The sequence below is a fragment of the Streptomyces yunnanensis genome (assembly GCF_029011865.1).
Lineage (GTDB): Bacteria > Actinomycetota > Actinomycetes > Streptomycetales > Streptomycetaceae > Streptomyces > Streptomyces yunnanensis.
The window spans coordinates 9,023,894-9,047,222 of sequence record NZ_CP095749.1; the positions used below are offsets into that span (position 1 = coordinate 9,023,894).

Genomic DNA, 23,329 nt, shown 5'->3' on the forward strand with positions numbered 1-23,329 from the left:
GTCGCTGTCTGCGACGTCCTCCCCAAGCTCACCGGGTGGCGGGGCCCCGTCGCCAACGACGGGCCGGCGAGATCGGCTACCTACCGGTGCCCACACCCCGGGGCATCGTCCGGCTCGACGACCTGGCCGGCGGCGCGGCGATCGTCCGCGCCACGGGCCTCGGCCCCACACAGGTCCATGCCGCGCTCAGTGCCGGGGACACCGCCGTCCGCGAGACGGTGGAGGCGGCCGGTGAGTCCTTCGGGCTGGCCATCGCCACACTGGTCAACATCCTCAACCCGGACACCGTCCGGGCCGCAGGCGGCACCCTCGGTTACCCGGGCTATTGGGACACCGCTCTGGCCACCGCCCGCACCCACTCGCTCCCCGAACTATGGGACTGCTGCACCGTCGACCGCATCAAGGACCCCGAACTGGTCGTCGCCCGGGGAGCCCTCCGGCTGGCCGCCGCAGCGGCAGATGGCGCGGGCTGGATCGAACAGTACGTCTGACGTGGCGTCTTGCGTCTTGCGCCTTGCGTCGAAGGAGGCGGGTGGCCGCAAGCAGCCACCCGCTTCCTTCGCTTCCTCCGGCGGCTACCGACCCTTGGCGCAGACACGCGTCCAGTCGATCAACTTCTGCAACACCTCGAGCATGACCCTCTGCTTCCGTTCCGGCATGAAGGGCCAGCAGATCCACGCTGGCGCCGACAGCAAGACGAAAAGCAGCAGGGGCAGGTGCGAGAGCGCAGGGAGGAAGATCCTCAACACACCAGGAGTGGGCACGACGTGTCCTTATTACTCGAAGGAATCGAAGTGCGACACCGCGGCCCACCCCTAACCAACTACCTTTGCCGCAACGCCAGCTTACCGCCATGGCCAGGGAATATGCATCAAATTGGCGAGGCCGCAGGCACGTTGCAGCCGATGGTCGAGCCGTGCCTGTGACGCCGGCGAACGAGCCCGCGAGCATTCCCGCGAGCAGGCCCGCGAACCGGCCGGTGACTGAGCTACCAGTCGCGGTACCGGAACGACACCCCGCACCGCCCGTGCTGCCCCATCGGGCAGCGCCTCTGCCCTCTGCGCCTCCGCCTGTGGACGCCCGCCATGCCGTATCAAGGAAGGGAGGAAGCGAGCAGGCGAGCAAGCGAGCAAGCAAGAAGGAAGCGAGAAGGAAGCAAGTAGGCAAGGAAGAGCGGACGGCTCAATCGAGGAAGAAGCGTCGGCTCACTCCGCACCCGCCTGGTCCCGGAAGGGCGCACATGCGCACCCACCGCCCAGGCGACGCCCCGCGCCAGCAAACGCAAGCCCCGGCGTCCGGCACGGCACGGCCACGCGGGACGTCCACCGCGCAGGCGTCCACGGGCCGGGGCGCTGCCGTCCCCGCCCGCCGCACTCCACGTGCGCTGATGGCCCTGCAGCGCACCGTGGGCAACCGTGCCGTGACCCGGATGCTGAGCGATGCCGGGCGCCCGGCGCAGCAGGCGCCGCAGGACCAGTCCGCGATCGACGACCTGAAGGAGCGCATCGGGAACGAGGAGGAGGCGGTCGCCCGGCTGAAGAAGAACGGCCCGGGCCTCTTCCCGACCGGGTTCACCTGCACGGCCGAGTACTGGCGCGCGTCGTACGACCCGAAGGCGCCGTGGATCGTCAGCCGTGAGAGCCAGGACCTCGACGCCAAGGCGTGACGCACCGACAGAAGCCCTACGGAGCAGTGCCGTGGTGGGCGTCGCGGGGATACTCCCTCACAGGGGCAGGACGGGACGGCTCGTCACGGCAAGCCCCAGCACGGCAAGCCCCGGGGAGGCTCCAAGGGGAGCGGCCCGGGGAGAGCAGCGAAAGCACGAGGAGTGACGTGCAGGACATGACACACAGGAGCGGGGAATCCGGGTCCGCCGCACCGGCCGTCTTCCTCACCGCCGCCGAAGGGGACCTCGCCACGCTGACGGTGCTCGACTGCAGGCTGCGCCGGCGCGGGGTGCGCATCGGTGTGGACGCCGAGCGCGTCCTGACCGACGGCATCCTGCAGGAGCCGGTGCTGCAGGACCTCGGCGCGTGCGACGCGGTCGTCGCGGTGTGGAGCTGGGCCGCCGCCGGAGACCCGCTGGTGGTGGCCCACCTGGAGACCGCCGCGTCCTTCGGCAAACGCACCATCCAGTACGCGCCGCACGATGAGGCACAGTTCGAGGACCTGCTCCGCGCGGTCTACGGGACGGCCCCCGTGCCCGCTCCCCGGAGGCCCGCCGGGATCGTGATCACGCCCGGGCGGTGGCGGATCACCGACGGCGACACACTGCTTGAACTCGACCTCGTGCTCGCCCCCGACGGGCGCACGACCGGCCTCGGCACCGCCGGGGACCACACCGGACGCATCACCGGCAGCTGGCGATACGACAGATCGGACGAAGAGCTCGCCCTCGACCTGCGGATCTCCGTCGGACTGCGGCCGGCGCCCCTGCAACTGCTGCTCCACCCGACCCGCCGCGACGGCGACCGCGTCCACGCCGCCGACGCGCACGGCCTGGCCGCACCCCACACGTACACCCTCGAACCTGGCGACGGGCCTAGGCCGGAGGATGGGGCAAGTTGAGAACCATGACGTCGTGGAGGTCGGCACCGGTCCACGGACGAGCATCACCGACCTTGCGGTAGCCCCACGATCGGTAGGCCGCCTGCGCCGCCTCGCTCGCCGGATGGACGTGGAGCCGCACGCGCCCGGCCTCGACCCCGTCAAGGAGCGTTTCGTGCAGGCGGCGCGCGATGCCGAGCCCGCGCCACGGCAGGCGTACGGCCAGCTCCATCAGCCCGAAGGTGTGCTGGCCGGCCGCGCGGCGGATGTCGTCCGATGCGAGCGGGTCGGGCGCGTCCCACCAGCCGGTCTGCGGTCCCAGGACGGAGCCGTACGCCATGCCGATGGGGGTGCCGTCCGGCGTGCGGGCAAGGGCAGCCCGGAAGGTGCGTCTCCTTGTGTGGGAGTGGAAGCGCTGGAAGGTGGCTGCGACGTCGCGTTCGGTCTCGCAGTAGGGCGGCTCGGCGAACGCGTCGGCGTACACGAGGGTGAAGTCGGCCTCGGCCCGCTCGGCGGCCGGGCCGTCCAGGCGTGTGACGGTGAGGGCTTCGGGGTGGCGCATGTGGTGCTCCTCGGGCGGTCTCGCGGTGGCGGTCGCCACATTCGCGGGTGACCGTCGTGCCGGTTCCGGCGACGGCGCGCCGGAACCTCCGGATCTTGCCCAGCAATCACGGCGATGAGATGCCTCCGTTCGCCTGAACTACGGTCGTCATCTCGGGCCATGTCATGCCCAGGCCCCGGGCGGGAACGCCGTGGGGATACCCGTGGTGGGGAGGGAGACGTTGCGGTGCACGGCCTGTGGGGCAGGCACGTCCGGTCGACCGGCGGCCTATGCCTCGACGCCCCGGGTAGTGGGCGCGAGGCGGGCGTGCGGCGCGGGGCTCGGCCTGGTGTGCAAGAGGGAGCCTAAGGCCGTGGCGGCCTCATCGTCGCTGGGCAGCCAGAGCTGAAGCCAGTGGTTCGCCTCTCCGGCGAAGAGGACCTCCAGTCGGAGGTTCAGGTGCCCGACCCCCGGATGCCAGATGCGTTTGCTGGCCGGTTGTCTGGAGGCGACCACATGGGTCGCCCAGCGCGCGGCGAACTCCGGAACTGCCTGCACGTCCTCGATCAGGGCCCGGAACGCGCCGTCCGATCCCCAGTCCGGCTCGGCGGCCCGCAGCCAGCCGACCGCCTCGTCCGCCGTCGATGCCCAGGACGCGTCGTCGAACGTCCGGTGCGCCAGGGGATGCAGGAAGTGGTAGCGGACGAGATTGGGCGGATCGGTGTCCAGCACGCCCAGTGGTGTCGCCGCCGTTTCCCATGCCGCGTTCCATGCCACGACGTCGTAGACCGGCCCGAGCAGGCAGGCGGGCGTGGGGTCCAGGCGGTCCAGGAGGTCGCGCATGCCGGGGCGTGGATCGTCGCCGACCCGCGGGGGAGCGGGAAGGAGCGTGGCGCTGTGCTGTCTCATGGCCAGCAGCGCGAGGTGCTGCTTCTCGTCCCGGGACAGGCGCAGCGCGTCGGCGAGCGCGGTGAGCACCGCGCCGGAAGGGTTGGTGTCCCGGCCCTGCTCAAGGCGTTCCAGATACTCGACGCTCAACCCGGCGAGCGTGGCGAGTTCCGCGCGGCGCAGCCCCGGAGTGCGCCGTCGGCCATGGGAGGCCAGGCCCACCTGCTCGGGCTTGAGCCGCTCCCGGCGTGAACGCAGGAACGCGGCCAAGCTGCTCGGGTGTGTCGTCATGCGAGGGTGACCCCCTGATTCCGGCCGTGTGCCGCCGATGGCTGCGGAGCCCGGAGGCGGCGGAGGGCCTCAGGGCGAAGGAGCGCCGAGCCCCTTGCGGAGGAGCCCGTGTGCTGCCCGCATTCTTTACCAGGGTGTCTTCCCATTTGTCGGCGCTGATCAGCGCCGCGGCCGGTCTGTTGCTCTCCTCATCCGGCGAGGCGAGACCAGACGAGAGGCCAGACGAGGCGCGGTCGCCGCCTCGCACATCGGCGCGACCGGTGATGACCTCGGCGACGAGCGGGGCGTGCCCGACGTGCGGACCGGGTGGGCGGGACCGCAACCAGGGCGGGGCCAAGCAGGTCAGCCCCTGACCGGGGCGAGGTCGGCGGCGCCGAAGGAGACGGAGAACCGCTCGCACCAGATCACCGCGCTGCGGAACTTCGACAGGTCCGTCCCGGCGGGGACGGCGTAGTTCTGGTTGCCCAAGTTGCCTTTGAGCTTGCCGAGTTGGACCGCGCCGTCCCCGAGCCCGGCCTTCACCGCGTCGGCGTCCTTGGGGGAAAGGTAGACCCGTACATCGGGTCCTTCGCTCGTCATGAGGTCCTCCAACCGCAACACCTGCCCACCGCCCGCGAGTCGGACGGTGCGGGCCGTGCCGCTGGTGCGGTGCTCATGGCTGACGAAGCCGCCCTGCGCGAGGTCCCGGGGACCCGCGTCCTTCATCGCCGGCCCGGCCGCGGACCGGGAAGCGGTCGGCAGGGCCTCGTTCACGCTGGTGTCGGTGAACGCCTTCCAGGGTTGGAAGAGATACAGCCCGATGCCGGCGGCGACCACCAGCACCAGAAGAACGGGCACGACAGCACGGCGGGACACACCAGACATCAAGACCTCCTGAAGGGAACGGACGGGCGGCTGCGATCGGCAACCCCGTCGTTTCCCAGCAAACACGCCCCCGCCTCGCCGGGGATACCGGTACAGCCCCCCCGTAAGACACCGGTAACCAGTCCATCGCCGGGCCTGCCTGACCCGTCGGACGGGCGGTACACCTCACGGGTGCGGTGGCGCGGCTCGCAGGCCGCCGAGCAGAGCGGCCAGGCAGCGACGTGCGGTGGCGATCCGGTCGGCGGACGTCCCGCCGTGGACGTTCACGGCATGAGCGATGCCGCACACCAGCGGGACGAGGTCGGCGGCGGTCACCAACCGGTCCCGGTCGTGCCGCGCGTGACCACTGCTGTGTTTCTCATGTGCCCCTCCGCCCAGGGACGGCTGCGTCGGCTGCCGGCATCCCACGTCACCAGATGCCGCCGGCTCCGGACCCACCACTGGCCACCAGCCGTGCTCTGCCGGCCACCCGATGGCCTGGAAGACGGCGACGGGGTCCAGGTAGTCCCGCCAGTGCGTCACCTTGCGGTCCGCCACGGTGATCACCGAGACGAAGTGGTTGTCGTAGGCGCGCCCGGTGTGCACTGCCCGCCCGTGCACCGCGTACTCCAGCACCACCACGGAGGTCTCGGGGGCGTGGTGGACGGCCAGTGCGTCCGCGCTGTGCAGGACCATCACGTCGCCGTAACCGCGGTACAGGTCGGCAACCGCCCCGCGTCCCTCGACCCGGCGCGGATAGCCGGGCACGGTGACCACGTACTCGACGACGACGTCCTCGGCCAGGCAGTCGAAGAAGTGCTCGCCGTCGACCAGGCCCGCCAGGCCCTTCTGGACGATCCGGAAGAACGGCTCCAGCGCCGCGAAGTCCTCGATGGAGCCCTCGACGAAGTCCTCGATGCTGTCCATGGTGTCCGTGGTGTCGACGGGCCGGGTCATCGGGCCGCCTGAGAGGTCCAGGCGCGGGCGTTGCGCCGGGCGAAGTCGCGGAAGGCGGTGGGGGGTTGACCGGTGACCTTCTCGACGTCGTCGTTGGGTGTGGAGCCGTTGCCTGCGGCGAGGGCACCGGTCAGCCAGCGGAGCATCACCGCGTAGTCGGCGGGGATGAGGCCGGCGGCGAGCGCGCCGGCGATCCATGTGTCGGAGTCGGGGTCGTGGTGCGTGACGGGCCGGCCGGTCACGGCGGCGATGGTGTCGGCGACCTGGCCGACGGTGAGGGCCTGCGGGCCGGTGGGCGCGTACCGTGCTCCGGCGTGCGCTTCGGGGGCGAGCAGCGTCTCGGCCGCGACGGCGGCGATGTCGGCCGCGTCGACGAAGGTTTCCGTGCCGCCGCCGGTGGGGACGGTGATCGCCCCGTCGACGATCGGCAGGTGTGTGTCGGTGAAGTTCTGCATCACCCAGGCGGGGCGCACCAGGCAGTGGGTGAGCGCGGTGCGGCCGGTGAGGTCGGCCTCGACGGCTTTGATGTCGACCTCCGGTGGAGCCTGGTCGGCGCCGTAGGTGCTCAGGTAGGTGACGTGACGTACTCCGGCGGCTTCGGCGAGGTCGAGGAAGGCGGCCACCTGGTCGGCGTAGGCGACGCGCAGGACAGGAGTGACGAGGTAGAGGCGGTCGACCCCGTTCAGGGCGTCGGGGTGGGTGGCCGGGTCGTCCCAGTCGAAGCGCACGCCGGCGCCGTGGCGTGCCGCGGTGCGGACTCCCAGCCCCCGCTCGGCGAGTGTCCTGGCCAGGAGCGAACCGGTGCGGCCGGTGCCGCCGAGAACGAGTGTGGTCTGCGGTGATCCAGTCATGGATTCATCGTGGGAGATATGACGGAGCGGATCAATGCGCATATCGCTCGTTCTTTTACGCCAAACGCTCCGACCGTTGTCCGGTGTGATCGCCTGGCTGATACTGACTGGGTGGACGTACTGCAGGAGCACCTCGCGCGGGCACGCGCCGGCGGAGCGGTCTTCGCCCGGACGGTGGCCGAGCCGCCGTGGGGGCTGAGACTGGCCGGTTCGATCCAACTGGCCGTGCACACGGTGGTCCGGGGCCGTGGATGGCTGTGGTTGGGCGACCCCGCCCGCGCCGTGGAGCTCGTGCCGGGAGAGGTGACGCTGGTGCGTGGCGGACCGGATCACCACATCGGGCACGAGCCCGGCGCCGACTGCCTCGAACCCGAGGAGTTCCGGTCCCGGCACGCCCACGACGAGGAGTCCGAGAGCCCCCGGGCGACGGTGTTCCTCTGCGGCGCCTACCGGTTCTCGGGCGACATCGGCAGTGGATTGGTGGAGGCGCTGCCACAGGTCCTGACCCTGTCGGCGGCGGTCGGCGACCCGCTGCGGGACGTCATCGCCCTGCTGTCACACGAGTTGGCCAACCCCGAACCAGGCCAGTCCACCGTCCTGGACCGCCTCCTGGACGTCCTCCTGGTGCTCGCCCTCCGCAGCGACTTCCGCCGCAGCCCCACCGCACCCCGCTGGTACCGGGCCTCGGCCGACCCCCGTCTGAGCGCCGCGCTGCAGGCCATGCACGAGGACGCCGGCCGGGCCTGGTCGGTCACCGAACTCGCCGCGCTCAGCGGCCTGTCCCGGGCGGCGTTCGCACGGGCCTTCCGCGACGTGCTCGGCCAGACCCCCATGCAATACCTGACCGACTGGCGCATGGCCCTCGCCCGCGACCACCTGCGCACCGGCGAACTCGGCCTGGCAAGCATCGCCCGCAGCGTCGGCTACGGCTCCCCCTACGCATTCGCGGCTGCCTTCCGCCGCCACCACGGCGAACCCCCCGGAGCCTGGCGGCAACGGGAGTCGCAGCACGAGCAGGCACCCGTCACCAACAGTTCGCCCACCCACTGACTCCGCCATGGGCGCCTCCGCCGAGCGCTTCCCGACCGGTGGCATGTCTGGCGTCGGAAACCCTCGACGGCCTTCCTGCAGACAGCTCTGCGCCCAGACAGCTCTGTGCCTTCCGGGCAGTCGAATCCTGGCGGATCCAGGCAAATGCAGGTGACAGCAAGCGGCCTCGGCGGCCCGGGCCGCACACCGGTCCCGGGCCGCCGAGCAGCTCGCAAGGGTGTTACGGCGCCATCTCGTAGGCCCCGGCCAGCGCCTCGACGCGCTGCCAGACACGGGCGGAGCGGGCCCCGTCGGTGACCGGGCGGCGGACCGCGCCCAGTGCCCAGCGCTGCTGGGCCTCGGTGGCGGAGTCCTTGCCGTGCAGTTCGACGGCGTGCGCGGAGAAGTCGCGGACGAGGACGGCGAACAACTCGTCCAGAACGTCGGTTTCCAGGCCGGTCAGGTGCGCCTGCTCCAGGATCAGCTGGCCGTGCACAACCAGGGCGAAGAGCTGGCCGACGGCGAGGAGGAGGTCGAGGTCGCGGCTCTGCTCCTCGTCGGGCGCGGCGGTGGCGACGAACTCGCAGAGCGCGTCGGCCTGTTCGCGGAAGCGGGCGACGTTGGGCAGCTCGGCGTAGCGGTCGTAGGCGGTCCGCCAGTCGTGGAAGCGGATGGCGCCCAGGCCGCGGGCGGGCCCCTGCCGGAAGAGGAAGTCGTCGTCGGCCGCGTCGAGGCGAGTCGGCACCGGCTCGTACTCGGCGGGGTTCAGCAGATGGTTGCCCATGAACTTCAGGATCAGGGCGAGGTTGACGTGGACCGTGCCCTCCAGCTTCGGCAGGCCCCGGATCTCGGTCGCTGCCTGGGCGAAGTAGGTGTCCTTCTCGAAGCCCTTGGCGGCGATCACGTCCCACATCAGGTCGATGACCTTCTCGCCCTCGGTGGTCACCTTCATCTTCGTCATGGGGTTGAAGAGCAGGTAGCGGCGGTCCTCGGGGCCGGCGGACCGGAAGTAGTCGACCGCGCGGTCGCTGAACAGCTTCATCCCGACGAGGCGGACGTAGGCGTCGGTCAGCTCGCGGCGCACGTGCGGGAAAGCGGTGACCGGGCGGCCGTAGAGTATGCGGTTCTGCGCGTGGGTGACCGCCTCGTACATGGCGTGTTCGCAGATGCCGATGGCGCCGGTGCAGAGGTTGAACTTGCCGACGTTGACGGTGTTGAGGGCGGCGTCGAAGGCGGCGCGGCCGGTGTGCAGGACGTCGTCCGGGCCGACCGGGTAGTTGTCGAGTCGGAACTCGCTGACGTACTTCGAGGAGTCGACGACGTTCTTCACGAGGTGGTACGCCGGGTGGCGGCTGTCGGCGGCGAAGAAGACGTACCCGTCCGGGCCCTCGACGTCGGTGCGGCGGCCGAAGACGGACACCAGCCCGGCCGCGTTGCCGTTGCCGATGTAGTACTTGGAGCCGCTGGCCCGGAAGCCGCCGTCACCGTCGGGCTCCAACAGCATGTCGGTGGAGTAGATGTCGGCACCGTGCGCCTTCTCCGAGAGGCCGAAGGCGAACACCTCGCCCTGGTCGAGGAGTTCGGCGGCGCGGGCGCGGGCGGTGGCGTTGTCGCTCTGCCAGACCGGGCCCAGTCCGAGGATCGTGACCTGCCAGGCGTACCAGTAGTCGAGCCCGTAGAAGCCGAAGATCTCGTTGAGGGCGGCGATCCGGGCGGTGTCCCAGCGCTTGTCCGGCTGCCCGTCGGCGGCGGAGGCAGGGGTGAGGAAGGTCGCGAAGAGCCCTTCCTTCGCGGCGAACGCGAGGAACTCCGCCAGCCAGGCACGGGAGCGGTAGTCCTCGATGAGCTTGCGCTTGCCGCGCTCCTCGAACCAGTCGACGGTGGCGCGCAGCAGCCGGCGGGTCTCGGCGTCGAAGTGCGCGGGGTCGTAGGTGCGGGGGTTGAACAGCAGGGAATCGGCCATGAGGGTCGCCTTTCCGGGCTCGGTGGTTTCGGGAGGGGTACGGGGCCGTGGCTCCGCGCGCTGGTCAGGGCGCGGGGTGGAGCCGATTCAGGGTGGCGAGGACGTCATCGAGCCAGGCGATCGTCATCCGCTCGTAGGCGATGCCGCCGCGCAGCACGACGTGCTGGAGCTCCTGCCCGGCGTCGAGCGGGGCGTCGGCCCCGGGGTCGGTGAAGTCGCGCTGTTCCCCCGCGAGGTAGTGGGCGAGCCGGTCGGCGTGTGCCTGGCGGTGCCGCTCCACCTCGCGGATCAGGGCGGTCGGGTCGTCGAAGGCCGCGCCGCGGATCTTGACGGCGAGGTCGTGCCGGACGCTCTCGGGTTCCACCGGTTCGTGGAGCCACTCGGAGAGGGCGGCGCGGCCCGGTGCGGCGACGGAGTACTCCTTCTTGTCCGGCCGGCCCTGCTGCGGCACGTCGCGGACGTCGATCCAGCCGTCGTGTTCCATCCGCTTGAGCACGCGGTAGATCTGCTGGTGGGTGGCGGTCCAGAAGTAGCCGATGGACCGCTCGAAGCGCCGGGACAGCTCATAGCCGGAGCCCGGCTTCTCCAGCAGGGAGACAAGGATCGCGTGGTCGAGCGCCATGCCCCGATCTTGCTATGCAACTCGTTGCATAGACAAGCGCCACCGCCCGGGTGAGACGCGGCTCACCCGGGCGGCCCCTGGGTCGGCAGGTCGGGCGGGTGGTCGGCCAGGTGGCCAGGCGATCAGGCGGTTGGCGTGCTCGGAGTCTCTTCTGCGTGGGCGATGTAGCGGCGATCTTCGGCCCGGACATCTCGGAGATAGGGGCACGCAGGTGTCCTCGAACTCCAGGCGCCCTCGTCATGCGGATGGCACAGGGGCCGTTGCCGGTGTTGCTGCTCGCGGTGGCCATCGGACGGTGGACGGGTGACCGCCGCCGGTCCGGCCACCGGATCGCGCGCCAGAGGTCACAGGTGATGGAGAACCGCAGTCCGGGTCCAGTGCCAGTTGACCGGGGTCTCTTGCTTCTTCAAGGCGGTGCGCTGGCGGGCGTAGGTGCGCAGTGCCGCTTCGACGGTGGCGGCGAGGTCGGTCAGATCGGCTGGGACAGATATGCGCAGGATCAGATGCTGTTTGTTGTGGATGAGCAGTAGTTCGCCCGTGGGCGAGCAGGAGTGGAGAGTGAAGTGGGTCAGGGGCTTGAAGGTCTTGCTCTCGGTGTCCAGTCTGGCCCGCAGCATCCCTGCTCTGTTCCAGGCGTAGAGGCCGTAGCGGTTGAGGTGAAAGGCGTGGCCCCGGCGCGCGTCGGCGGTGACGTTGAAACAGAAGCCGGTGAAGGGGGAGTCCCGCCACTCGTGCAGGCCGTGGAGGCGCCCGGTCATCTCGCCTCGGTCGGTGACGAGGGCGAACGTGAACGGCCGGCCCCGACTGCCGCCGCGGAAGGTCTTGGCGAAGAACGGGACGACGAACAGGTCGTCCGCCATCACCGCGGGCCGTCCGAGGCGCGAGTCGTCCCAACCGGAGAGGCGGTCCTCGCCCGCTACCAGCTCGGTCAAGGCCGGTCGAGGTCGGTTCGCCAGGCCGATCGGCGTGCCCTGGTAGGCAACATGTGGGCGCAGGTCGACCTCGCTGTGACGCGCCGGCTCGGGATCCAGTGAGGCGATCGCCGTGATCTGCGGCCTCGATGCGGCGGTCAGGGCGCCGTCGGCCACGCCGACGATGTTCGTGAGCGGGCTGCCGTACCTCCATACGCCGTACTCGGACACGCTGCACAGCAGGCGTCCCGACGGTGTGACGCCGAGGGACGAGGCATAGGCATCGCCGGGCTCGTACTCCTTGAAGGGCCGTTGGTCGTGTGATCTGTAGGTGGCTATGACCCGGCTCAAGTCCGGTGCGATCAGGGTGGTGTTGTCCGGACAGGCGCTGACGGCGAGGACGCCGTCCGGCAGTACGCACAAGGTCATGTCGCCTCCCTCGGCCACCGCCGAAGCGGCGCCGTCGACGGGGGCGGGGTCCCACACGGCGCTCGCCAGCACCTCGCCGTCCGGGGAGTACCGGTTGATGACCCGGTACCGGAAGTTGGCGTGGGCCGGGTCGGATCTGTCGCCGGCCGTGCCGTAGGAGCGGTACCGGTTCACTCCGAACAGCGCGTAGACATCCCCGTTCGCTGCGCCCGCGAGGTCGTGGGCGCGGACGCCCCAGCCGGTGGAGTAGAGCGCGCTCAGGTCGATGCGGTGGAGGTCCACCAGCGAGTCCGGCAAGGCGAGCGGGATCGTCTGGATCATGTCTCTCATTCTGCGGGCCGGCACTGACATCCGGCCCGGCCGCGCCCCTGTCGTTCGTCGAACCGCCCCCGGGGCCGGTTCGACGAACGCGGAGGCGCTGGCCTGCATCATCCGACGTCGCGGGCGGTGCTCCCGCGTGCCTCCAGGTTCCAGGTGAGGATCCGCTGGGGGTGGATGCGGATGATGTCGTTGCTGAAGTGATCAGGTGCCACGGGGGGCACGTCGACGGTCAGCACTTCGGCCCGGCCCCTGATCTCGACGCCGCGCCCCCAACCGCCCGCGATCGGGTCGTCCGCCGGGGCCAGGTCGTCCACGAGTACCGAGACACCGGGACGGGCCTGCGCGTTGCGGTACTTCCGGCTACGGGCCATGGCCGGCCCGCCGATGTCGATGGTGCCGTCGTCGTTGAGCCGGAACCCCACTGGACGGAGCTGCGGACATCCGTCGGGACCGGTGGTGGCCAGACGGGCCAGCGGCTGGGTGGTGAGGTAGTCGTGTTCCCTCTCGGTGAAGATCATGCGGTCGACCCTAGAAGCTCAAGTGCAATTGAGGTCAAGGATGTTGAGGTCGGCTTGCGCGGGGCCGGGTGGTAGCCGTCTGCGGGCGGGTGCGGCCGGTTGGGAGGGGACGGTGGGGACGGTCGGGACGGGGCGGTGGGGCAAGGGGGGAGAGCTCGACGGTCCCTGTCGGTACCTGCGGGTAGGGTGCCGGCGCAGATCGATCGAAGGGGAACAGCACCATGAGGAAACGTCTCAGACGGAGCGCGGCGACGCTTGCCGGGCTCGTGCTCGCCAGCACCGGCCTGACGACCGTGAACGCCGCTTCGGCAGCCGCGGACGCGTACGCCTGCCCGGCGGGCTACTTCTGCGGCTGGTCCGGCGAGAGCGCGACCGGGCAGATGTACAAGACCAACAAGAGCGTCGCGGACCTGGGTGCCTGGGACAACAGGATCCGCTCGTACGCCAACCGCACGTCGTCGATCGCCTGCGTCTACGAGGACAAGAACTACGCGGCGTCGGGCGGCTACTTCCCCGACCGTCCCGCCGGCGCCGGCACGTACAGCTCGTATCCGACCGCGACGACCAGCTCGATCAAGTTCGTCCCTACCGAGCGCGAATGCAGCCAGCCCGCGTACCCGGTCTGGTTCTCCGAGACCTCCCCCAAGGCATGGGGTTTTGGCGACATGAACGGTGACCGCAAGGCCGACGTGGTCGTGCGCGACACGGCAGGGCGGCTCTGGTTCAGTTCGGGTGACGGCACCGGCCGGCTCATCGGCACCGGCGGCTGGAACGGCATGAACGCCCTGACGCGGCACGGCGACTTCAGCGGCGACGGCCGCGAGGACCTCATCGCCCGTGAGGCGGCCACCGGCACACTGTGGCTCTACCCCGGCACGGGCAACGGCTCCGTCGGCACCCGCAAGCTGATCGGCACGGGTGGCTGGAACGGCATGAGCAACATCACCGCCTTCGGCGACCTGACCGGCGACGGACGAGCCGACCTGATCGCCGTCGAGAGGTCCACCGGAAAGCTCTGGCTGTATCCCGGCACCTCCACCGGCGCGCTCGGCTCGCGCAAGCTGATCGGCACCGGTGGATGGAACGCCATGAACGCGCTCGTCGGCGTCGGAGACATGAACGGCGACGGCCGCCCCGACCTCTACGCCCGCGAGGCGTCCACCGGCAAGCTGTGGCTCTACCCGGGCCGCTCCGCCGCCCTCGGCGGGCGCGTCCTGGTCGGCTCGGGCGGCTGGAACGCCATGGCGAACCTCATCGCCAACGGCGACTCTTCCGGCGACGGACGTCCCGACCTCGTCACCGTGACCAACGAGAAGTACGTGCTCGACGGCTACCCCGGCAACCCCGGCTGGCTGGTCACCTACCGCGGACTGGGCAACGGCCTGCTGTCGCGCGGCGAGCGGACCAACGGTGAGTGGTGGGGCCTCAACGGCTTCTGCTAGACCACGTCGTGGACGGGTCGCCGACGACGACGATGACGGCGACGCGCGACGCACGACGGGCGGCGGCGGCATCCTGATCGTCCGACGTTCGATCAGGATGCCGAAGGCCCTGCCGGTCTCGTTCGTCACCGACCGTCCGGAGGTCCGTGCGGACAGTCGTGCAGAGGCACCTGCGGACAGCCGCGCAGATGTCCGTGCGGCTTTCGCCCATCGCGCCTCAGCCGACGCCCGGCAATTCAGCGGCGCGATCGGGGCCGGCGGTAGCGCGGGCGTCCGCTGCTGGTGGTCGGATGATTCCTGGGAGCGGGCGCTTGTAGGGACTTTCCGATTGCCCCGCCGTGCAGCATCAGCAGTGTGCCGGTGGCGAAGACCACCAGGAACAGGGTGATGGCGCCGGCGGCCATCAGTACGGCCGGGGCGTGCAGGATTTGGTTGGTCAGGGCGAGGACCACGGCCGGGATGCTGCTTCCGGCGGACAGCAGCAGCATGGCGATGGCGATCGCGGAAGGCGACATCGCCTGGGTCTCGTCGGTGGCGACCTCCATTTTGGCGGGGCCGAGTTCCCACTTGAAGGTCAGTCCGGTGCTTTCCTTGAGCACAGCCGCGTCCGCGCGGTTGCTGGGTTCTTCCAAGCTGAGGTCGAGGTCCTTGGTGGCCATCTCTCGTCCTTCTCCCCTCAGCCGTCCTCCATCTCCTAAACCGCTCACACCTCGACGCTAGCGACTCTGTGTGATGTGGATCAACTTGACTTTCCCTGCCCTTACGTGACTGTTACTCAGTTTCGACGCCGTGGTGACGGATGCGGGCAAGGTTCATACGCAAGGCGCGTCCTGTGCATGCGGGATGCGCGTACCGTCCATACGATTGCTTGACACCGTATGTACGATCGGGCATCGTGGATACATAGGGTTCTGGCCGGGTCAGCCCCGCGGATGCTTCGGACGAAGGGGAAGTCGTTAGATGTCCACCTCGCGCAAGGGGACCGCCGCTCAGGAATGGCAGAGCGCCGGCCCGACTCGTATCACCGTCAACCTCGCCCCGAAGGCGGCCGCCGCATTGGATCAGGCCGTCAAGCTCACGGGCGACACCAAGACCGACACGATCAACCGGGCCTTGCAGATCTACGCCTACTTGGAGAGGGTCGCCCAAGACGGCGGCACCCTTTACACCAGGTTGGCCGACAGTGATGAACTCGAACGCCTCTACTTCGTCTGAACTCTGCTTCGTCTGAAGTCTGCCTGGACCCGTCTGAGTTCCGTCTGAGTTCCGTCTGAGCTTCGTCTGACCACCGGCCTGCAGTGGAGCGGATGACTCGCGAGGGCCTGTTCACCGTCGAGGGGGCTCGCGTCCGACCTCGACGAGCAGGGCGACACGATGGACAACGTACTGACCGTGCTGCTCGGCTGTCCGCGTGGCCACGGCTCCCGACAGCGCCAGTACACCGATGCAACGCCCGAATGGATCACACAGGCCCTGAGGTGTGTCCGTTGGCGCGGCGACGATGCCCTCGACGCGACCGGCCAGGGCATCTTCAACCGTCTCAGGTGACGCTGCCTATCCGGCGGTAGCTGCCATGGCTACGGCCACGGCCACGGATGCGGCCGCGGTGATGGCTGTGGCGACGGCTACCGCCCCGGCTCGTTGTCAGGTTGGCCGGAACCCGCCGCGTGGCGGGTGAAGGAGGGCCGCGGACGACGTGCTTCTGCCGCTGCCGGGCGGTCGGTGATGCTTTCATGGGCGAGTCAGGGTGCTCCCTGTGCGAGGTGGGTACCCGAGCGTGGAGGAGGAGCCATGGCGACAAGCGCGATGAACCGGGCCGTCGGGCTGACGGCCCGCACGGGGCCGGCAACGGGCGAAGAGCGTGCCGATCTCCCCGAACGGGCCGCAGGGCTGGTCGAGTTGCTGCGGCGCAATGCCGCCCGCACCGAGCAGGATCGGCAGGTCGCGGAGGAGAACATCGCGGCGCTCGACGAGGCCGGGCTGTTCGGCATCACGACGCCCGAGAGGTTCGGTGGCCGCCAGGAGAGCATCCGCACCCTGCTTGAGGTGACCTCGGAGCTTGGCCGCGGTTGCGGATCCACCGCATGGGTCACCAGTTTGATCAACATCTCCGGCTGGGCCGTCGGGCTCTATCCCGAACGCACCCAGCGTGAGGTGTACGAGGCCAACCCTCGTGCCCGTGTCTGTTCCGCCCTTCCTCCCCAAGGCACGAGCCGGGCGGCCGACGGGGGACAGGTCGTCTCCGGACGATGGGGCTTCGCCTCCGGGTGCCAGCACGCCGGATGGGCGCTGCTCGGTATGCAGGTCAGCGGCGCGTCCGGGGAGCAGGTGGACCAAGGGCTGGCGCTGGTCCCGATGGAACAGCTGACCATCGAGGACACCTGGCACGTGGCCGGGATGTGTGGAACCGGAAGCGATACTCTGGTCGCCGACGGCGTCTTCGTCCCCGCGCACCGCATCCTGTCGGTGACCAAGGCGAAGCAGGGCGAGTATCCCACCGAGTTCACGGACGAGGCGCTGTACCGCACGGCGTTCATCCCCGCGCTCTCCCTCTCCCTCGCCGGCCCGCTGCTGGGTCTCGCCCGCGGCGGACTGGAGCTGGTGCTGGCCTCGCTCGCCAAGGGGCGCGGCATCTCGCACACCTTCTACGACGAAGCCCGTGAGGCCCCCGCGGCCCAGACACAGCTCGCCGAGGCCGCGCAACTGGTCGATACCGCCGCCCTGCACCTGATGCGGGCGGCGGACGACGTCGACAGCTGGGCGGCGAGCGGCCGGTGCATGCCCGTGCCCGACCGGACCCGGGTCCGGATGGACATCGCCACCGTCGCCCGCCGCTCACGGGAGGCGCTGGAGATCCTGCTGAACGTGCAGGGAGCCAGGAGCTTCGCCGACGGCAGCCCGTTGCAGCGCATCTGGCGGGATCTGGGGACCGGCAGCCGGCACGCGATGATCAATCCCGCCATCGCGAACGAGATCTACGGCCGGTCCCTGCTCGGCATCGAGGAGCAGGTCACTCCGCTGATCTGAGTGGTCGGTCGGCCGAGCGGTTGAGGCGGGTGGATTGCCGGACGCCCATCGCGTGCTGGTGTTGCCCCCCTCGCAGTCATTGACTGTTGGTGTTGCCACGCGCAGTCATTGCCTGTCCCTTGCTCCCGTCCGGCGCGGTGTCGATCCCGTTGCGGCGCGCCGATGGCGGGTCGCTCTCGTATGCCCGGACGGAAGTTCCACCGGGGAGGATCGCTCAGCGGGGCTCGCCGAACCAGTGTCCGAGCGCCGGTTCCGGGCCGTCCGGACCGCCGGCCCAGCACACATAGCCGTCCGGCCGGATGAGCATCGGCCGGCCGTCGGTGCCCTGACCCGTGCGGTCCACCCGGTCTGACCAGAGGTGGGCGACCTTGGCGAACCTGTCGGCCGGGTCGAGAAGGATGCCGCGCCCGGACCGCAACAGCTCGTGCAACCGGACCGGCCCGAGGCGCAGATCCGGCGAGGGAAGGCCGACGAGCGATTGGTCCTCGGTGCCAGGCATGGGGTAGCGGATGCCCATCCCGGACAGCATGTCGTCGAGTTGGCACTGAACGTCGCGCAGTTGCGCCATGGTCGCGAACAGTTCCCTGGCGGCGGCCACGCTCGGGTCGCGGGTGCCCTCCCAGTCCATCAGCAGGCTCTGTGCCTGGACGTTGCGCAGCACGGCGGCCCCGACCGGGTGCCGCTCCCCGTGATACGTGTCCAGCAGCTCATCCGGGGCCCAACCGTGCACGGCGGCACCGAGTTTCCACCCGAGGTTCAGCGCGTCCTGGATCCCGGTGTTCATTCCCTGCGCGCCGAGCGGAAGATGGACGTGCGCGGCGTCGCCAGTCAGGAACACCCTCCCGTGCCGGTACTGTGCGACCTGCCTGGCGGCGTTGGTGATGCGGCGGGCGTAGCGGAGTTCGAGCAGTTCCACCCGGGATCCGAAGATGTCGCGCAGGCCGTTGCGGATCTCGTCCTCGGTGACCGGGACGTCCCTGGGCAGTGACCGGCCCGGCCCGCCCATGGCGAGTCGGCGCAGTGGCCTGCCCTGCGGGTCGGTGCCCAGCGGGAACATGTGCGCCCAGTGTCCTTCCGCGTTCCAGCTGTGCGTCATCGCCTGGTCGTCGCACCTCAGCCGCACGTCGGCGGCGACCGCGGTCACCGTGCCTGCTTGGCCGGGAAACTCGGCCCGCAGCAGCGACCGCACCGTGCTGTGGGCGCCATCGGCGGCCACGAGGTAACGGCCGTGGACGCGTGCGCCGTTGGCGAAGGTCGCGGTGACGCCGTTCTCGTCCTGGGCGAGGTCGACCAGCTCGTGGTCGCGCCGGACGTGGATGTCGTGTGCGGCAAGATGCTGTTCGAGGAATCCCTCGATCACCACCTGCGGTATGGACCGCCATGGCAGGCGGTGCCGGCCACGGGTGAGCGGCAGCGGGATCCCGGCGAAGTGAGCGGAGCCGACCGGGTGGTCTCCGGTGGCCAACAACGGTTCCAGCAGGCCGCGCTGATCGAACGCCTCCTGCGTGCGGGACTGCACACCGCCGGCCCTGGACAACTCGCTGCGCCGCGGGAGCTTGTCGACCAGCACGGTCGCCACCCCCGCCACCCGCAGTTCGTTGGCCAGTGTCATGCCGGTCGGGCCCGCGCCGACGACGAGTACATCGGTGTCCATGAGTTCCCCCTGGATGGGTCGATTAGGGCAGGCGCAACACTCCGCCTGCCGGGCCGCCCGAGCCAGACACCGGCCCGTGTGCGGTGGCATCCGACACTGGTCACCGCTTCGTTGGTGGAATCCGACTACGACGCGGTGCGTCGTCGGTGGGCGAACGACCTCGTTCCGTGCACGCCAACGGCGTGGGTGGCGTCGCACCGTTCCTCCACGAACAGACCCCACCGCATCGCGACAGCCGCGCTGCTCGCCCTTTCCCTGTCCTTACCGGCCGCTGCGTCCGAGACGGCTTTCGCGGCGAGTGCACCTGTGCCGACATCCAGCGGCGCCGCGCGGTCCGCCCGGCTCGAACTCCCGCCGAGTTGACTGGACGTCACCCTGCTGGGAAATAAGGGCAGATGGCGGACACGAAGTGCATCGGCATGGCTGGGCACTCCATCGGCGGGGACAGCACGGCGCACACCGTGGCTCTCGACGGCCGGGTACGCGCAGGCGTGAACATGGACAGGATGTTCAACGTGCCTGTGCCCGTATCCGGGCTCCAGGGCAGGTCCTTCATGCTGCTGGGAAGTGCTGCCGAGGTGAACGACCCTTCCGCGCCGCTGTCGGGACGGCGCGCCGCGCAGATCAGGCGAAGCCACGTCGGTGCCTTCTTCGATCGGCACCTGCGCGACATTCGGGAACCGCTGCGCCCGGTGCGGTAGTCGCTGCCAGGGACGGACGGCGCAGGTGAGAGCCGCCCCTCCCGAAGGGCGGGGCGGCTCTCGTGCGGCCTGGCACCTGACGCTCTGCCGTTGGACTGGCTCCGGTCAGCCTCCGTGCGCGGTGAGCGTGTAGCCCTCCGGGCCCTCGAAGGAGAACATCGGCCCGAAGGGGCTGTTCGCCATCGGGGTGAGGATCTTGATTCCGGCGGCGACGAGTTGGTCGTGGAGCTGGTGGGCGTCGGGAGTCCGGAACCAGAGCGCCACGCCGAGGCCCGGGCGTGCGGCGTCGGCGAGGTCGATGCCGGGGAGGAGCTCGCGGACGGCGAACGGGGTCGGCTTGGTGTTGAACACGACCGCGTGCGGCGGTGAGACCGCGGCCCGACGCAAGCCCAGATGCTGCTCGCAGAAGGCCGCGGCCGCTGCCACATCGCGGACTTGCAGGGCGACGAAGTCGGGGCCGTCGATGGCGACAGACACAGGTACTCCTCCCTCTATATGTCAGAACTTTGACATGGGTGAGAGTAGGAGTGAGTGCACCCCTATGTCAAAATGCTGACATGATGGAGAGTGAGCCCACCGAGCCGTCCCGCCCCGCGGCAGACGTCACCCAGCACGTGGGATACCTGATCAAACGGGCCCAGGCGGCCCTGCGCAGCGCCATGGACAAGGTCCTGCGCGCGCACGGGCTCACCGTGCCGCAATACGCCACCCTGGAGCTCCTGGCTCTGCGTCCAGGCATGTCCAACGCCGAACTCGCCCGCGCGACCTTCGTCACCAGGCAGTCCGGCAGCGTCGTCCTTCGAGGTCTGCAGGAAGCCGGCCTGATCACCCGCCCGGCCACCGCCCACCATGGCCGTGCCCTGCCCACCCATCTCACGGAGGAGGGGCACAGGCGCCTGGCCACGGTTCAGGCCGCCGTCTACGCCATCGAAAGCCGCATGGTCGAGGCCATCCCGGCCCAGCGCCTGCCGGCGCTCCTCGCCGACCTCGACCGCCTGGCGACAGCCTTGGAGGAGTGACCCGTCAGGCAGTTGGGGGGCGGTTCGTTGGTGGCGCTGCCCGGGCAGTGCCGTTTCAGACGGTGCGACCGAAGTAGGCGGCGATCTCGTCGAGGGCGGGAGCTCCCTCGGGCACGGGCCTGGACGGGCCGAACAGCCTCGTCTGGGACCGGAGCGCGTCGGGGAACCTGCCGTACCAGCGCTGATGGACGGCCTGGACGACATCCGGGTCCCCGCGGCGGTCCTGGCCGGTCGCGGTGGCCACATCCCAGCCGTGGAGTGTCGCCTCCAGCAGCTGCAGGTCCGTGACCAACGGCCCCTGTCCGCCGCCCGGCATCGTCATCTGACGCTCTACGGCGCCTTCGGTCCGCCAGGCGTCGAGGGCGTCCTCGGCGCCCCGGGCGTAGGCGTCGCCGGGCTGTCGGCCACCGATCTGGTCCTGGGCGAACAGGGAGAAGTCGGGAGCGCCGCCCTGTGCCAGGCGGACGTAGTACAGGTTGCCTGCCACCAGGTGGTTGGCCAGGGCGTATACGTCGAACTCGGCGCACGGGGTGGGTTGCCCGTACTGCTCCGGTGTGACGTTCTTCAGGAGTCGGGTGGTGTGGGTCAGGGTCTTGCCGAGCAGTTCGATGACCTCGGTCATGGTGATCTGTGCCCTTTCGTCTGCGGGGCCCGCCCGTGGGCGTGTGGGTCTGTGCCCCGTCCCTTCCGTGCCGTCGGCGGATGCGCCGGTGGCTGCAGAGTGCACCAGATCTAGGACGCAAGCCGCCCTACATGCCGGCGCCCGCCCGGTGCGCGGCCCTGCTCAGGGGTGCGGGGCGGGCGTACGGGCATGTTCGCCAACTGCCACTGCTTGATGGGGACTTGCGGCATTACGGGCCCGGACGCTGCCCGATCACCTGCTGGCGTCGGCTGCTTCGGGCTGTGCAACAACGTCCTCGGAGGGCGCGGAGACGGCGGTTCGGGCCGAGGCTTTGAGTTGCCGGTACGCGATCACCACACGTACCAGGACCGCCGAGACGAGGGCGCCGACCACGGCGAGGGCGCCCCGCTCCCACCAGGTCACCCCGGGGCCTCGCGCGGTGAACGCCCCGATCGCCATGAGGGGCCCGAAGAGCAGAAGAACGAAGACCCGCCAGTTCGTCCACTGGGACCAGGACTCTTGCTGACGGCCGTCGAGACCCACGGGAAAAATGCAGGCGGCAAGAAGCGTGGACCATGAGCGCGTGGGTTCGTGTCGTGGGGTTCGCGGCATGGAACCAAGTATCCCAGACGGAGCAAAACGGAAGAACGAGGCCAGTGGCCTTGCCGGTACTGGTAGGGGTACCTGTACCGGCAAGGCCACTGCACTGGTCGCAGACCTGCTCGACGATGAGGCGGCTGGCCGGTCACCGGCATCGCCGCTATGAGCGGGGAGCTGAATACTGCTCGGCGCTCGTTGGCCCGGCCGCTGCCAGCAGCTTGATCACGACGAGGATCGACCACCAGTCACGCGGCAGTCGGACCCCGTCGAGACATCGTTGGATGAACGCCGGCGGCCGTAGCGACAGCACGGCGTCGCATGACTGCCGCATCGGCAGCGATCCGCCGGACCGTTGTGGCCCCGAACCCCTGGTCGCGGAACAGCCGCTCAGCTGCGGAAAGCACCCTCTGGCGCGTCGCCTCTCGCTGCGCCGCACGTGACTGAACGCGTTCACTGAACATGTTCAGGGCGCTGTCCCGTCGCGTCCCGGGGCGCAATGCTCCGTCGGGCGTCGGACCCAGTTGTGCAATCGGAGCAGGCGGGTTGGTCGAGGTCCGGCTCGGCGGGCTATCCGTGCAGCGGGTCGGGGTCGGGGGCGAGGCCGGTCAGGTTGCAGCTGGCGTCCCAGAGTCGGGTGGCGACGGCGGTGTCGGCGAGGTGACTCCATACCGTTTCTTGCCTGGGGGCGCCGCGCAGCCCGAACATGCGGGGGCCCCACAACTGCCCGCCGCGCACGGCCGGGTCGAGCACCGCTCGGACCGCGGGCCAGGCGGCGGTGTGCTTGCCCTGAACGAGAAGGGCGGCGGGGGCCGCGCACAGTCGCGCACCGACACGTCGTACATGGACGGGCGGTCGTGACGGGGTGAGGGAGTCGAGGGCGCCGCCGGGATGGACCACCACGCTCGTCGTCGAGCTGCCGGCGGTGCGCAGGCGGCGGTCGAGTTCGAGTCCGAAGTGCATCTGGGCCAGCTTGGAACGTCCGTAGCTGCGCTTGGCTCGATAGTCCCGCTGGGACTGAAGGTCGTCCAGGTCCAGCCGTTCCGATTTCGCGGCGAAACTGCCGACGGTCACGATGCGTGCCGCCGGTGCGGCCGACAGCAGCGGCATCAGCCGGGCGGTCAGCGCGAAGTGCCCGAGGTGATTGGTGCCGAACATGACCTCGTGGCCGTCCCTGGTTTCGCGACGTGGTGGGTCATCGAGTGCGACGCCGGCGTTGTGGACCACCGCGTCGAGGCGATGTGTCTCCAGCGAGTCCACCACTGCGCTGAGCGACGGAAGGTCGGCGAGGTCCAGCCGAACGGCACGTACCCGGGCGCCGGGCACACGCGAGCGGATCGAGGTCATGGCCGCTTCGGCTTTCGCCGTGTCCCGGCTGCCCAGCACGATGGTGGCCCCGGTTGCGGAGAGCTGCTCCGCGATGAAGTACCCGATGCCCGCGTTGCCGCCGGTGACAAGGCAGACGCTGCCGTCGGCGCGCGGTAGCCGGTGAACATCCCAAGCGGGGATGGGGGATGGGGGCGACATGACGGTGCGCTCCGTTGCTCGGAAGGTCG

At 70.0% G+C, this 23,329-nt stretch carries 26 protein-coding genes; 10 read left to right on the forward strand and 16 right to left on the reverse strand.

Annotated elements, in window-relative coordinates; all coding sequences use genetic code 11:
* Positions 1-35: 35 nt before the first annotated feature.
* The 3 genes from MOV08_RS39525 (at position 36) to MOV08_RS39535 (ending at position 2,568) form a co-directional block, all read left to right on the forward strand.
* Positions 36-491, forward strand: coding sequence for a hypothetical protein (locus MOV08_RS39525; protein ID WP_275310959.1), 456 nt, complete (start codon positions 36-38; stop codon positions 489-491).
* 896 nt (positions 492-1,387) lie between these two features.
* Positions 1,388-1,666, forward strand: coding sequence for a hypothetical protein (locus MOV08_RS39530; protein ID WP_275310960.1), 279 nt, complete (start codon positions 1,388-1,390; stop codon positions 1,664-1,666).
* 176 nt (positions 1,667-1,842) lie between these two features.
* Positions 1,843-2,568, forward strand: a complete 726-nt coding sequence (locus MOV08_RS39535) for a hypothetical protein (RefSeq protein WP_275310961.1) — start codon at positions 1,843-1,845, stop codon at positions 2,566-2,568.
* Here MOV08_RS39535 and MOV08_RS39540 read toward each other — a convergent pair.
* The 5 genes from MOV08_RS39540 to MOV08_RS39560 all read right to left on the reverse strand — a co-directional run bounded on the left by MOV08_RS39540 (position 2,543) and on the right by MOV08_RS39560 (position 6,918).
* Positions 2,543-3,109, reverse strand: a complete 567-nt coding sequence (locus MOV08_RS39540) for a GNAT family N-acetyltransferase (protein WP_275310963.1) — start codon at positions 3,107-3,109, stop codon at positions 2,543-2,545. The two genes, MOV08_RS39535 and MOV08_RS39540, sit on opposite strands and share 26 nt — an antisense overlap.
* Positions 3,110-3,376: 267 nt before the next feature.
* On the reverse strand, positions 3,377-4,267 hold the full coding sequence (locus MOV08_RS39545; protein ID WP_039639026.1) for a helix-turn-helix domain-containing protein: 891 nt from the start codon (positions 4,265-4,267) through the stop codon (positions 3,377-3,379).
* Positions 4,268-4,609: 342 nt separating this feature from the next.
* The gene (locus MOV08_RS39550) at positions 4,610-5,131 is read right to left on the reverse strand and encodes a DM13 domain-containing protein (RefSeq protein WP_039639027.1); all 522 of its coding nucleotides are present in this window, start codon (positions 5,129-5,131) and stop codon (positions 4,610-4,612) included.
* Positions 5,132-5,296: 165 nt separating this feature from the next.
* Entirely contained in the window at positions 5,297-6,067 is a 771-nt protein-coding gene (locus tag MOV08_RS39555; RefSeq protein WP_275310964.1) for a nuclear transport factor 2 family protein, read from the reverse strand.
* A complete protein-coding gene (locus MOV08_RS39560; protein WP_275310966.1) occupies positions 6,064-6,918 on the reverse strand; it encodes an NmrA family NAD(P)-binding protein in 855 nt (284 codons plus the stop codon). The genes MOV08_RS39555 and MOV08_RS39560 overlap by 4 nt, the downstream gene beginning before the upstream one ends.
* Positions 6,919-7,029: 111 nt before the next feature.
* Here MOV08_RS39560 and MOV08_RS39565 point away from each other — a divergent pair, with 111 nt between their 5' ends.
* Positions 7,030-7,968 (forward strand): AraC family transcriptional regulator, encoded by a 939-nt coding sequence (locus MOV08_RS39565; protein ID WP_275310968.1) that lies wholly within the window; start codon positions 7,030-7,032, stop codon positions 7,966-7,968.
* A 220-nt stretch (positions 7,969-8,188) separates the two neighbouring features.
* Here the strand turns inward: MOV08_RS39565 and MOV08_RS39570 are convergent, their stop codons facing one another.
* From MOV08_RS39570 to MOV08_RS39585, 4 genes are all read right to left on the reverse strand, one after another.
* The gene (locus tag MOV08_RS39570; RefSeq protein ID WP_039639031.1) at positions 8,189-9,910 is read right to left on the reverse strand and encodes an acyl-CoA dehydrogenase family protein; all 1,722 of its coding nucleotides are present in this window, start codon (positions 9,908-9,910) and stop codon (positions 8,189-8,191) included.
* Between the two features lie 64 nt (positions 9,911-9,974).
* A complete protein-coding gene (locus tag MOV08_RS39575; protein WP_275310970.1) occupies positions 9,975-10,532 on the reverse strand; it encodes a PadR family transcriptional regulator in 558 nt (185 codons plus the stop codon).
* 344 nt (positions 10,533-10,876) lie between these two features.
* Positions 10,877-12,193: a WD40 repeat domain-containing protein gene (locus MOV08_RS39580; RefSeq protein ID WP_275310971.1), complete on the reverse strand. Its 1,317-nt coding sequence runs from the start codon at positions 12,191-12,193 to the stop codon at positions 10,877-10,879.
* A gap of 107 nt (positions 12,194-12,300) precedes the next feature.
* Complete coding sequence (locus tag MOV08_RS39585) at positions 12,301-12,711, reverse strand: PPOX class F420-dependent oxidoreductase (protein WP_039639037.1); 411 nt, start codon at positions 12,709-12,711, stop codon at positions 12,301-12,303.
* A 221-nt stretch (positions 12,712-12,932) separates the two neighbouring features.
* Here MOV08_RS39585 and MOV08_RS39590 point away from each other — a divergent pair, with 221 nt between their 5' ends.
* Positions 12,933-14,153: an FG-GAP-like repeat-containing protein gene (locus MOV08_RS39590; RefSeq protein WP_275310973.1), complete on the forward strand. Its 1,221-nt coding sequence runs from the start codon at positions 12,933-12,935 to the stop codon at positions 14,151-14,153.
* 236 nt (positions 14,154-14,389) lie between these two features.
* Here the strand turns inward: MOV08_RS39590 and MOV08_RS39595 are convergent, their stop codons facing one another.
* Positions 14,390-14,812 carry a hypothetical protein gene (locus tag MOV08_RS39595; RefSeq protein WP_039639040.1) on the reverse strand — a complete coding sequence of 141 codons (423 nt, stop codon included), beginning with the start codon at positions 14,810-14,812 and terminating at the stop codon, positions 14,390-14,392.
* Positions 14,813-15,113: 301 nt separating this feature from the next.
* Between MOV08_RS39595 and MOV08_RS39600 the strand changes: the two genes are divergently transcribed.
* The 3 genes from MOV08_RS39600 (at position 15,114) to MOV08_RS39610 (ending at position 17,180) form a co-directional block, all read left to right on the forward strand.
* Positions 15,114-15,368, forward strand: coding sequence for a ribbon-helix-helix domain-containing protein (locus MOV08_RS39600; RefSeq protein WP_102923032.1), 255 nt, complete (start codon positions 15,114-15,116; stop codon positions 15,366-15,368).
* A 159-nt stretch (positions 15,369-15,527) separates the two neighbouring features.
* Positions 15,528-15,701: a hypothetical protein gene (locus MOV08_RS39605; RefSeq protein ID WP_275310974.1), complete on the forward strand. Its 174-nt coding sequence runs from the start codon at positions 15,528-15,530 to the stop codon at positions 15,699-15,701.
* A gap of 243 nt (positions 15,702-15,944) precedes the next feature.
* Complete coding sequence (locus MOV08_RS39610) at positions 15,945-17,180, forward strand: acyl-CoA dehydrogenase family protein (RefSeq protein ID WP_275310976.1); 1,236 nt, start codon at positions 15,945-15,947, stop codon at positions 17,178-17,180.
* A 214-nt stretch (positions 17,181-17,394) separates the two neighbouring features.
* Here MOV08_RS39610 and MOV08_RS39615 read toward each other — a convergent pair whose 3' ends face one another.
* A complete protein-coding gene (locus tag MOV08_RS39615; RefSeq protein WP_275310978.1) occupies positions 17,395-18,834 on the reverse strand; it encodes an FAD-dependent monooxygenase in 1,440 nt (479 codons plus the stop codon).
* A gap of 395 nt (positions 18,835-19,229) precedes the next feature.
* Here MOV08_RS39615 and MOV08_RS39620 point away from each other — a divergent pair, with 395 nt between their 5' ends.
* Positions 19,230-19,535 (forward strand): hypothetical protein, encoded by a 306-nt coding sequence (locus MOV08_RS39620; RefSeq protein ID WP_275310980.1) that lies wholly within the window; start codon positions 19,230-19,232, stop codon positions 19,533-19,535.
* A gap of 105 nt (positions 19,536-19,640) precedes the next feature.
* Here MOV08_RS39620 and MOV08_RS39625 read toward each other — a convergent pair whose 3' ends face one another.
* The gene (locus MOV08_RS39625; RefSeq protein ID WP_275310982.1) at positions 19,641-20,012 is read right to left on the reverse strand and encodes a VOC family protein; all 372 of its coding nucleotides are present in this window, start codon (positions 20,010-20,012) and stop codon (positions 19,641-19,643) included.
* Positions 20,013-20,092: 80 nt separating this feature from the next.
* Here MOV08_RS39625 and MOV08_RS39630 point away from each other — a divergent pair, with 80 nt between their 5' ends.
* Positions 20,093-20,554, forward strand: a complete 462-nt coding sequence (locus MOV08_RS39630; protein ID WP_275310984.1) for a MarR family winged helix-turn-helix transcriptional regulator — start codon at positions 20,093-20,095, stop codon at positions 20,552-20,554.
* A gap of 55 nt (positions 20,555-20,609) precedes the next feature.
* Here MOV08_RS39630 and MOV08_RS39635 read toward each other — a convergent pair whose 3' ends face one another.
* The 4 genes from MOV08_RS39635 to MOV08_RS39645 form a co-directional block, all read right to left on the reverse strand.
* On the reverse strand, positions 20,610-21,176 hold the full coding sequence (locus MOV08_RS39635) for a TIGR03086 family metal-binding protein (protein ID WP_275310985.1): 567 nt from the start codon (positions 21,174-21,176) through the stop codon (positions 20,610-20,612).
* 252 nt (positions 21,177-21,428) lie between these two features.
* Complete coding sequence (locus MOV08_RS39640; RefSeq protein WP_275310987.1) at positions 21,429-21,719, reverse strand: hypothetical protein; 291 nt, start codon at positions 21,717-21,719, stop codon at positions 21,429-21,431.
* A gap of 302 nt (positions 21,720-22,021) precedes the next feature.
* Complete coding sequence (locus MOV08_RS44285; protein WP_420834251.1) at positions 22,022-22,237, reverse strand: TetR family transcriptional regulator; 216 nt, start codon at positions 22,235-22,237, stop codon at positions 22,022-22,024.
* A 106-nt stretch (positions 22,238-22,343) separates the two neighbouring features.
* Entirely contained in the window at positions 22,344-23,300 is a 957-nt protein-coding gene (locus tag MOV08_RS39645) for an SDR family NAD(P)-dependent oxidoreductase (protein WP_275310988.1), read from the reverse strand.
* Positions 23,301-23,329 lie beyond the last annotated feature (29 nt).

Bases quoted from the DNA above. Each gene is read 5' to 3' on its own strand.
- MOV08_RS39530 (WP_275310960.1), top strand. From the start codon at position 1,388: ATGGCCCTGCAGCGCACCGTGGGCAACCGTGCCGTGACCCGGATGCTG.
- MOV08_RS39535 (WP_275310961.1), top strand. From the start codon at position 1,843: ATGACACACAGGAGCGGGGAATCCGGGTCCGCCGCACCGGCCGTCTTC.
- MOV08_RS39540 (WP_275310963.1), bottom strand. From the start codon at position 3,109: ATGCGCCACCCCGAAGCCCTCACCGTCACACGCCTGGACGGCCCGGCC.
- MOV08_RS39545 (WP_039639026.1), bottom strand. From the start codon at position 4,267: ATGACGACACACCCGAGCAGCTTGGCCGCGTTCCTGCGTTCACGCCGG.
- MOV08_RS39550 (WP_039639027.1), bottom strand. From the start codon at position 5,131: ATGTCTGGTGTGTCCCGCCGTGCTGTCGTGCCCGTTCTTCTGGTGCTG.
- MOV08_RS39555 (WP_275310964.1), bottom strand. From the start codon at position 6,067: ATGACCCGGCCCGTCGACACCACGGACACCATGGACAGCATCGAGGAC.
- MOV08_RS39560 (WP_275310966.1), bottom strand. From the start codon at position 6,918: ATGACTGGATCACCGCAGACCACACTCGTTCTCGGCGGCACCGGCCGC.
- MOV08_RS39570 (WP_039639031.1), bottom strand. From the start codon at position 9,910: ATGGCCGATTCCCTGCTGTTCAACCCCCGCACCTACGACCCCGCGCAC.
- MOV08_RS39575 (WP_275310970.1), bottom strand. From the start codon at position 10,532: ATGGCGCTCGACCACGCGATCCTTGTCTCCCTGCTGGAGAAGCCGGGC.
- MOV08_RS39580 (WP_275310971.1), bottom strand. From the start codon at position 12,193: ATGATCCAGACGATCCCGCTCGCCTTGCCGGACTCGCTGGTGGACCTC.
- MOV08_RS39585 (WP_039639037.1), bottom strand. From the start codon at position 12,711: ATGATCTTCACCGAGAGGGAACACGACTACCTCACCACCCAGCCGCTG.
- MOV08_RS39590 (WP_275310973.1), top strand. From the start codon at position 12,933: ATGAGGAAACGTCTCAGACGGAGCGCGGCGACGCTTGCCGGGCTCGTG.
- MOV08_RS39595 (WP_039639040.1), bottom strand. From the start codon at position 14,812: ATGGCCACCAAGGACCTCGACCTCAGCTTGGAAGAACCCAGCAACCGC.
- MOV08_RS39600 (WP_102923032.1), top strand. From the start codon at position 15,114: ATGTCCACCTCGCGCAAGGGGACCGCCGCTCAGGAATGGCAGAGCGCC.
- MOV08_RS39605 (WP_275310974.1), top strand. From the start codon at position 15,528: ATGGACAACGTACTGACCGTGCTGCTCGGCTGTCCGCGTGGCCACGGC.
- MOV08_RS39610 (WP_275310976.1), top strand. From the start codon at position 15,945: ATGGCGACAAGCGCGATGAACCGGGCCGTCGGGCTGACGGCCCGCACG.
- MOV08_RS39615 (WP_275310978.1), bottom strand. From the start codon at position 18,834: ATGGACACCGATGTACTCGTCGTCGGCGCGGGCCCGACCGGCATGACA.
- MOV08_RS39620 (WP_275310980.1), top strand. From the start codon at position 19,230: ATGGCGGACACGAAGTGCATCGGCATGGCTGGGCACTCCATCGGCGGG.
- MOV08_RS39630 (WP_275310984.1), top strand. From the start codon at position 20,093: ATGATGGAGAGTGAGCCCACCGAGCCGTCCCGCCCCGCGGCAGACGTC.
- MOV08_RS39635 (WP_275310985.1), bottom strand. From the start codon at position 21,176: ATGACCGAGGTCATCGAACTGCTCGGCAAGACCCTGACCCACACCACC.
- MOV08_RS44285 (WP_420834251.1), bottom strand. From the start codon at position 22,237: ATGTTCAGTGAACGCGTTCAGTCACGTGCGGCGCAGCGAGAGGCGACG.
- MOV08_RS39645 (WP_275310988.1), bottom strand. From the start codon at position 23,300: ATGTCGCCCCCATCCCCCATCCCCGCTTGGGATGTTCACCGGCTACCG.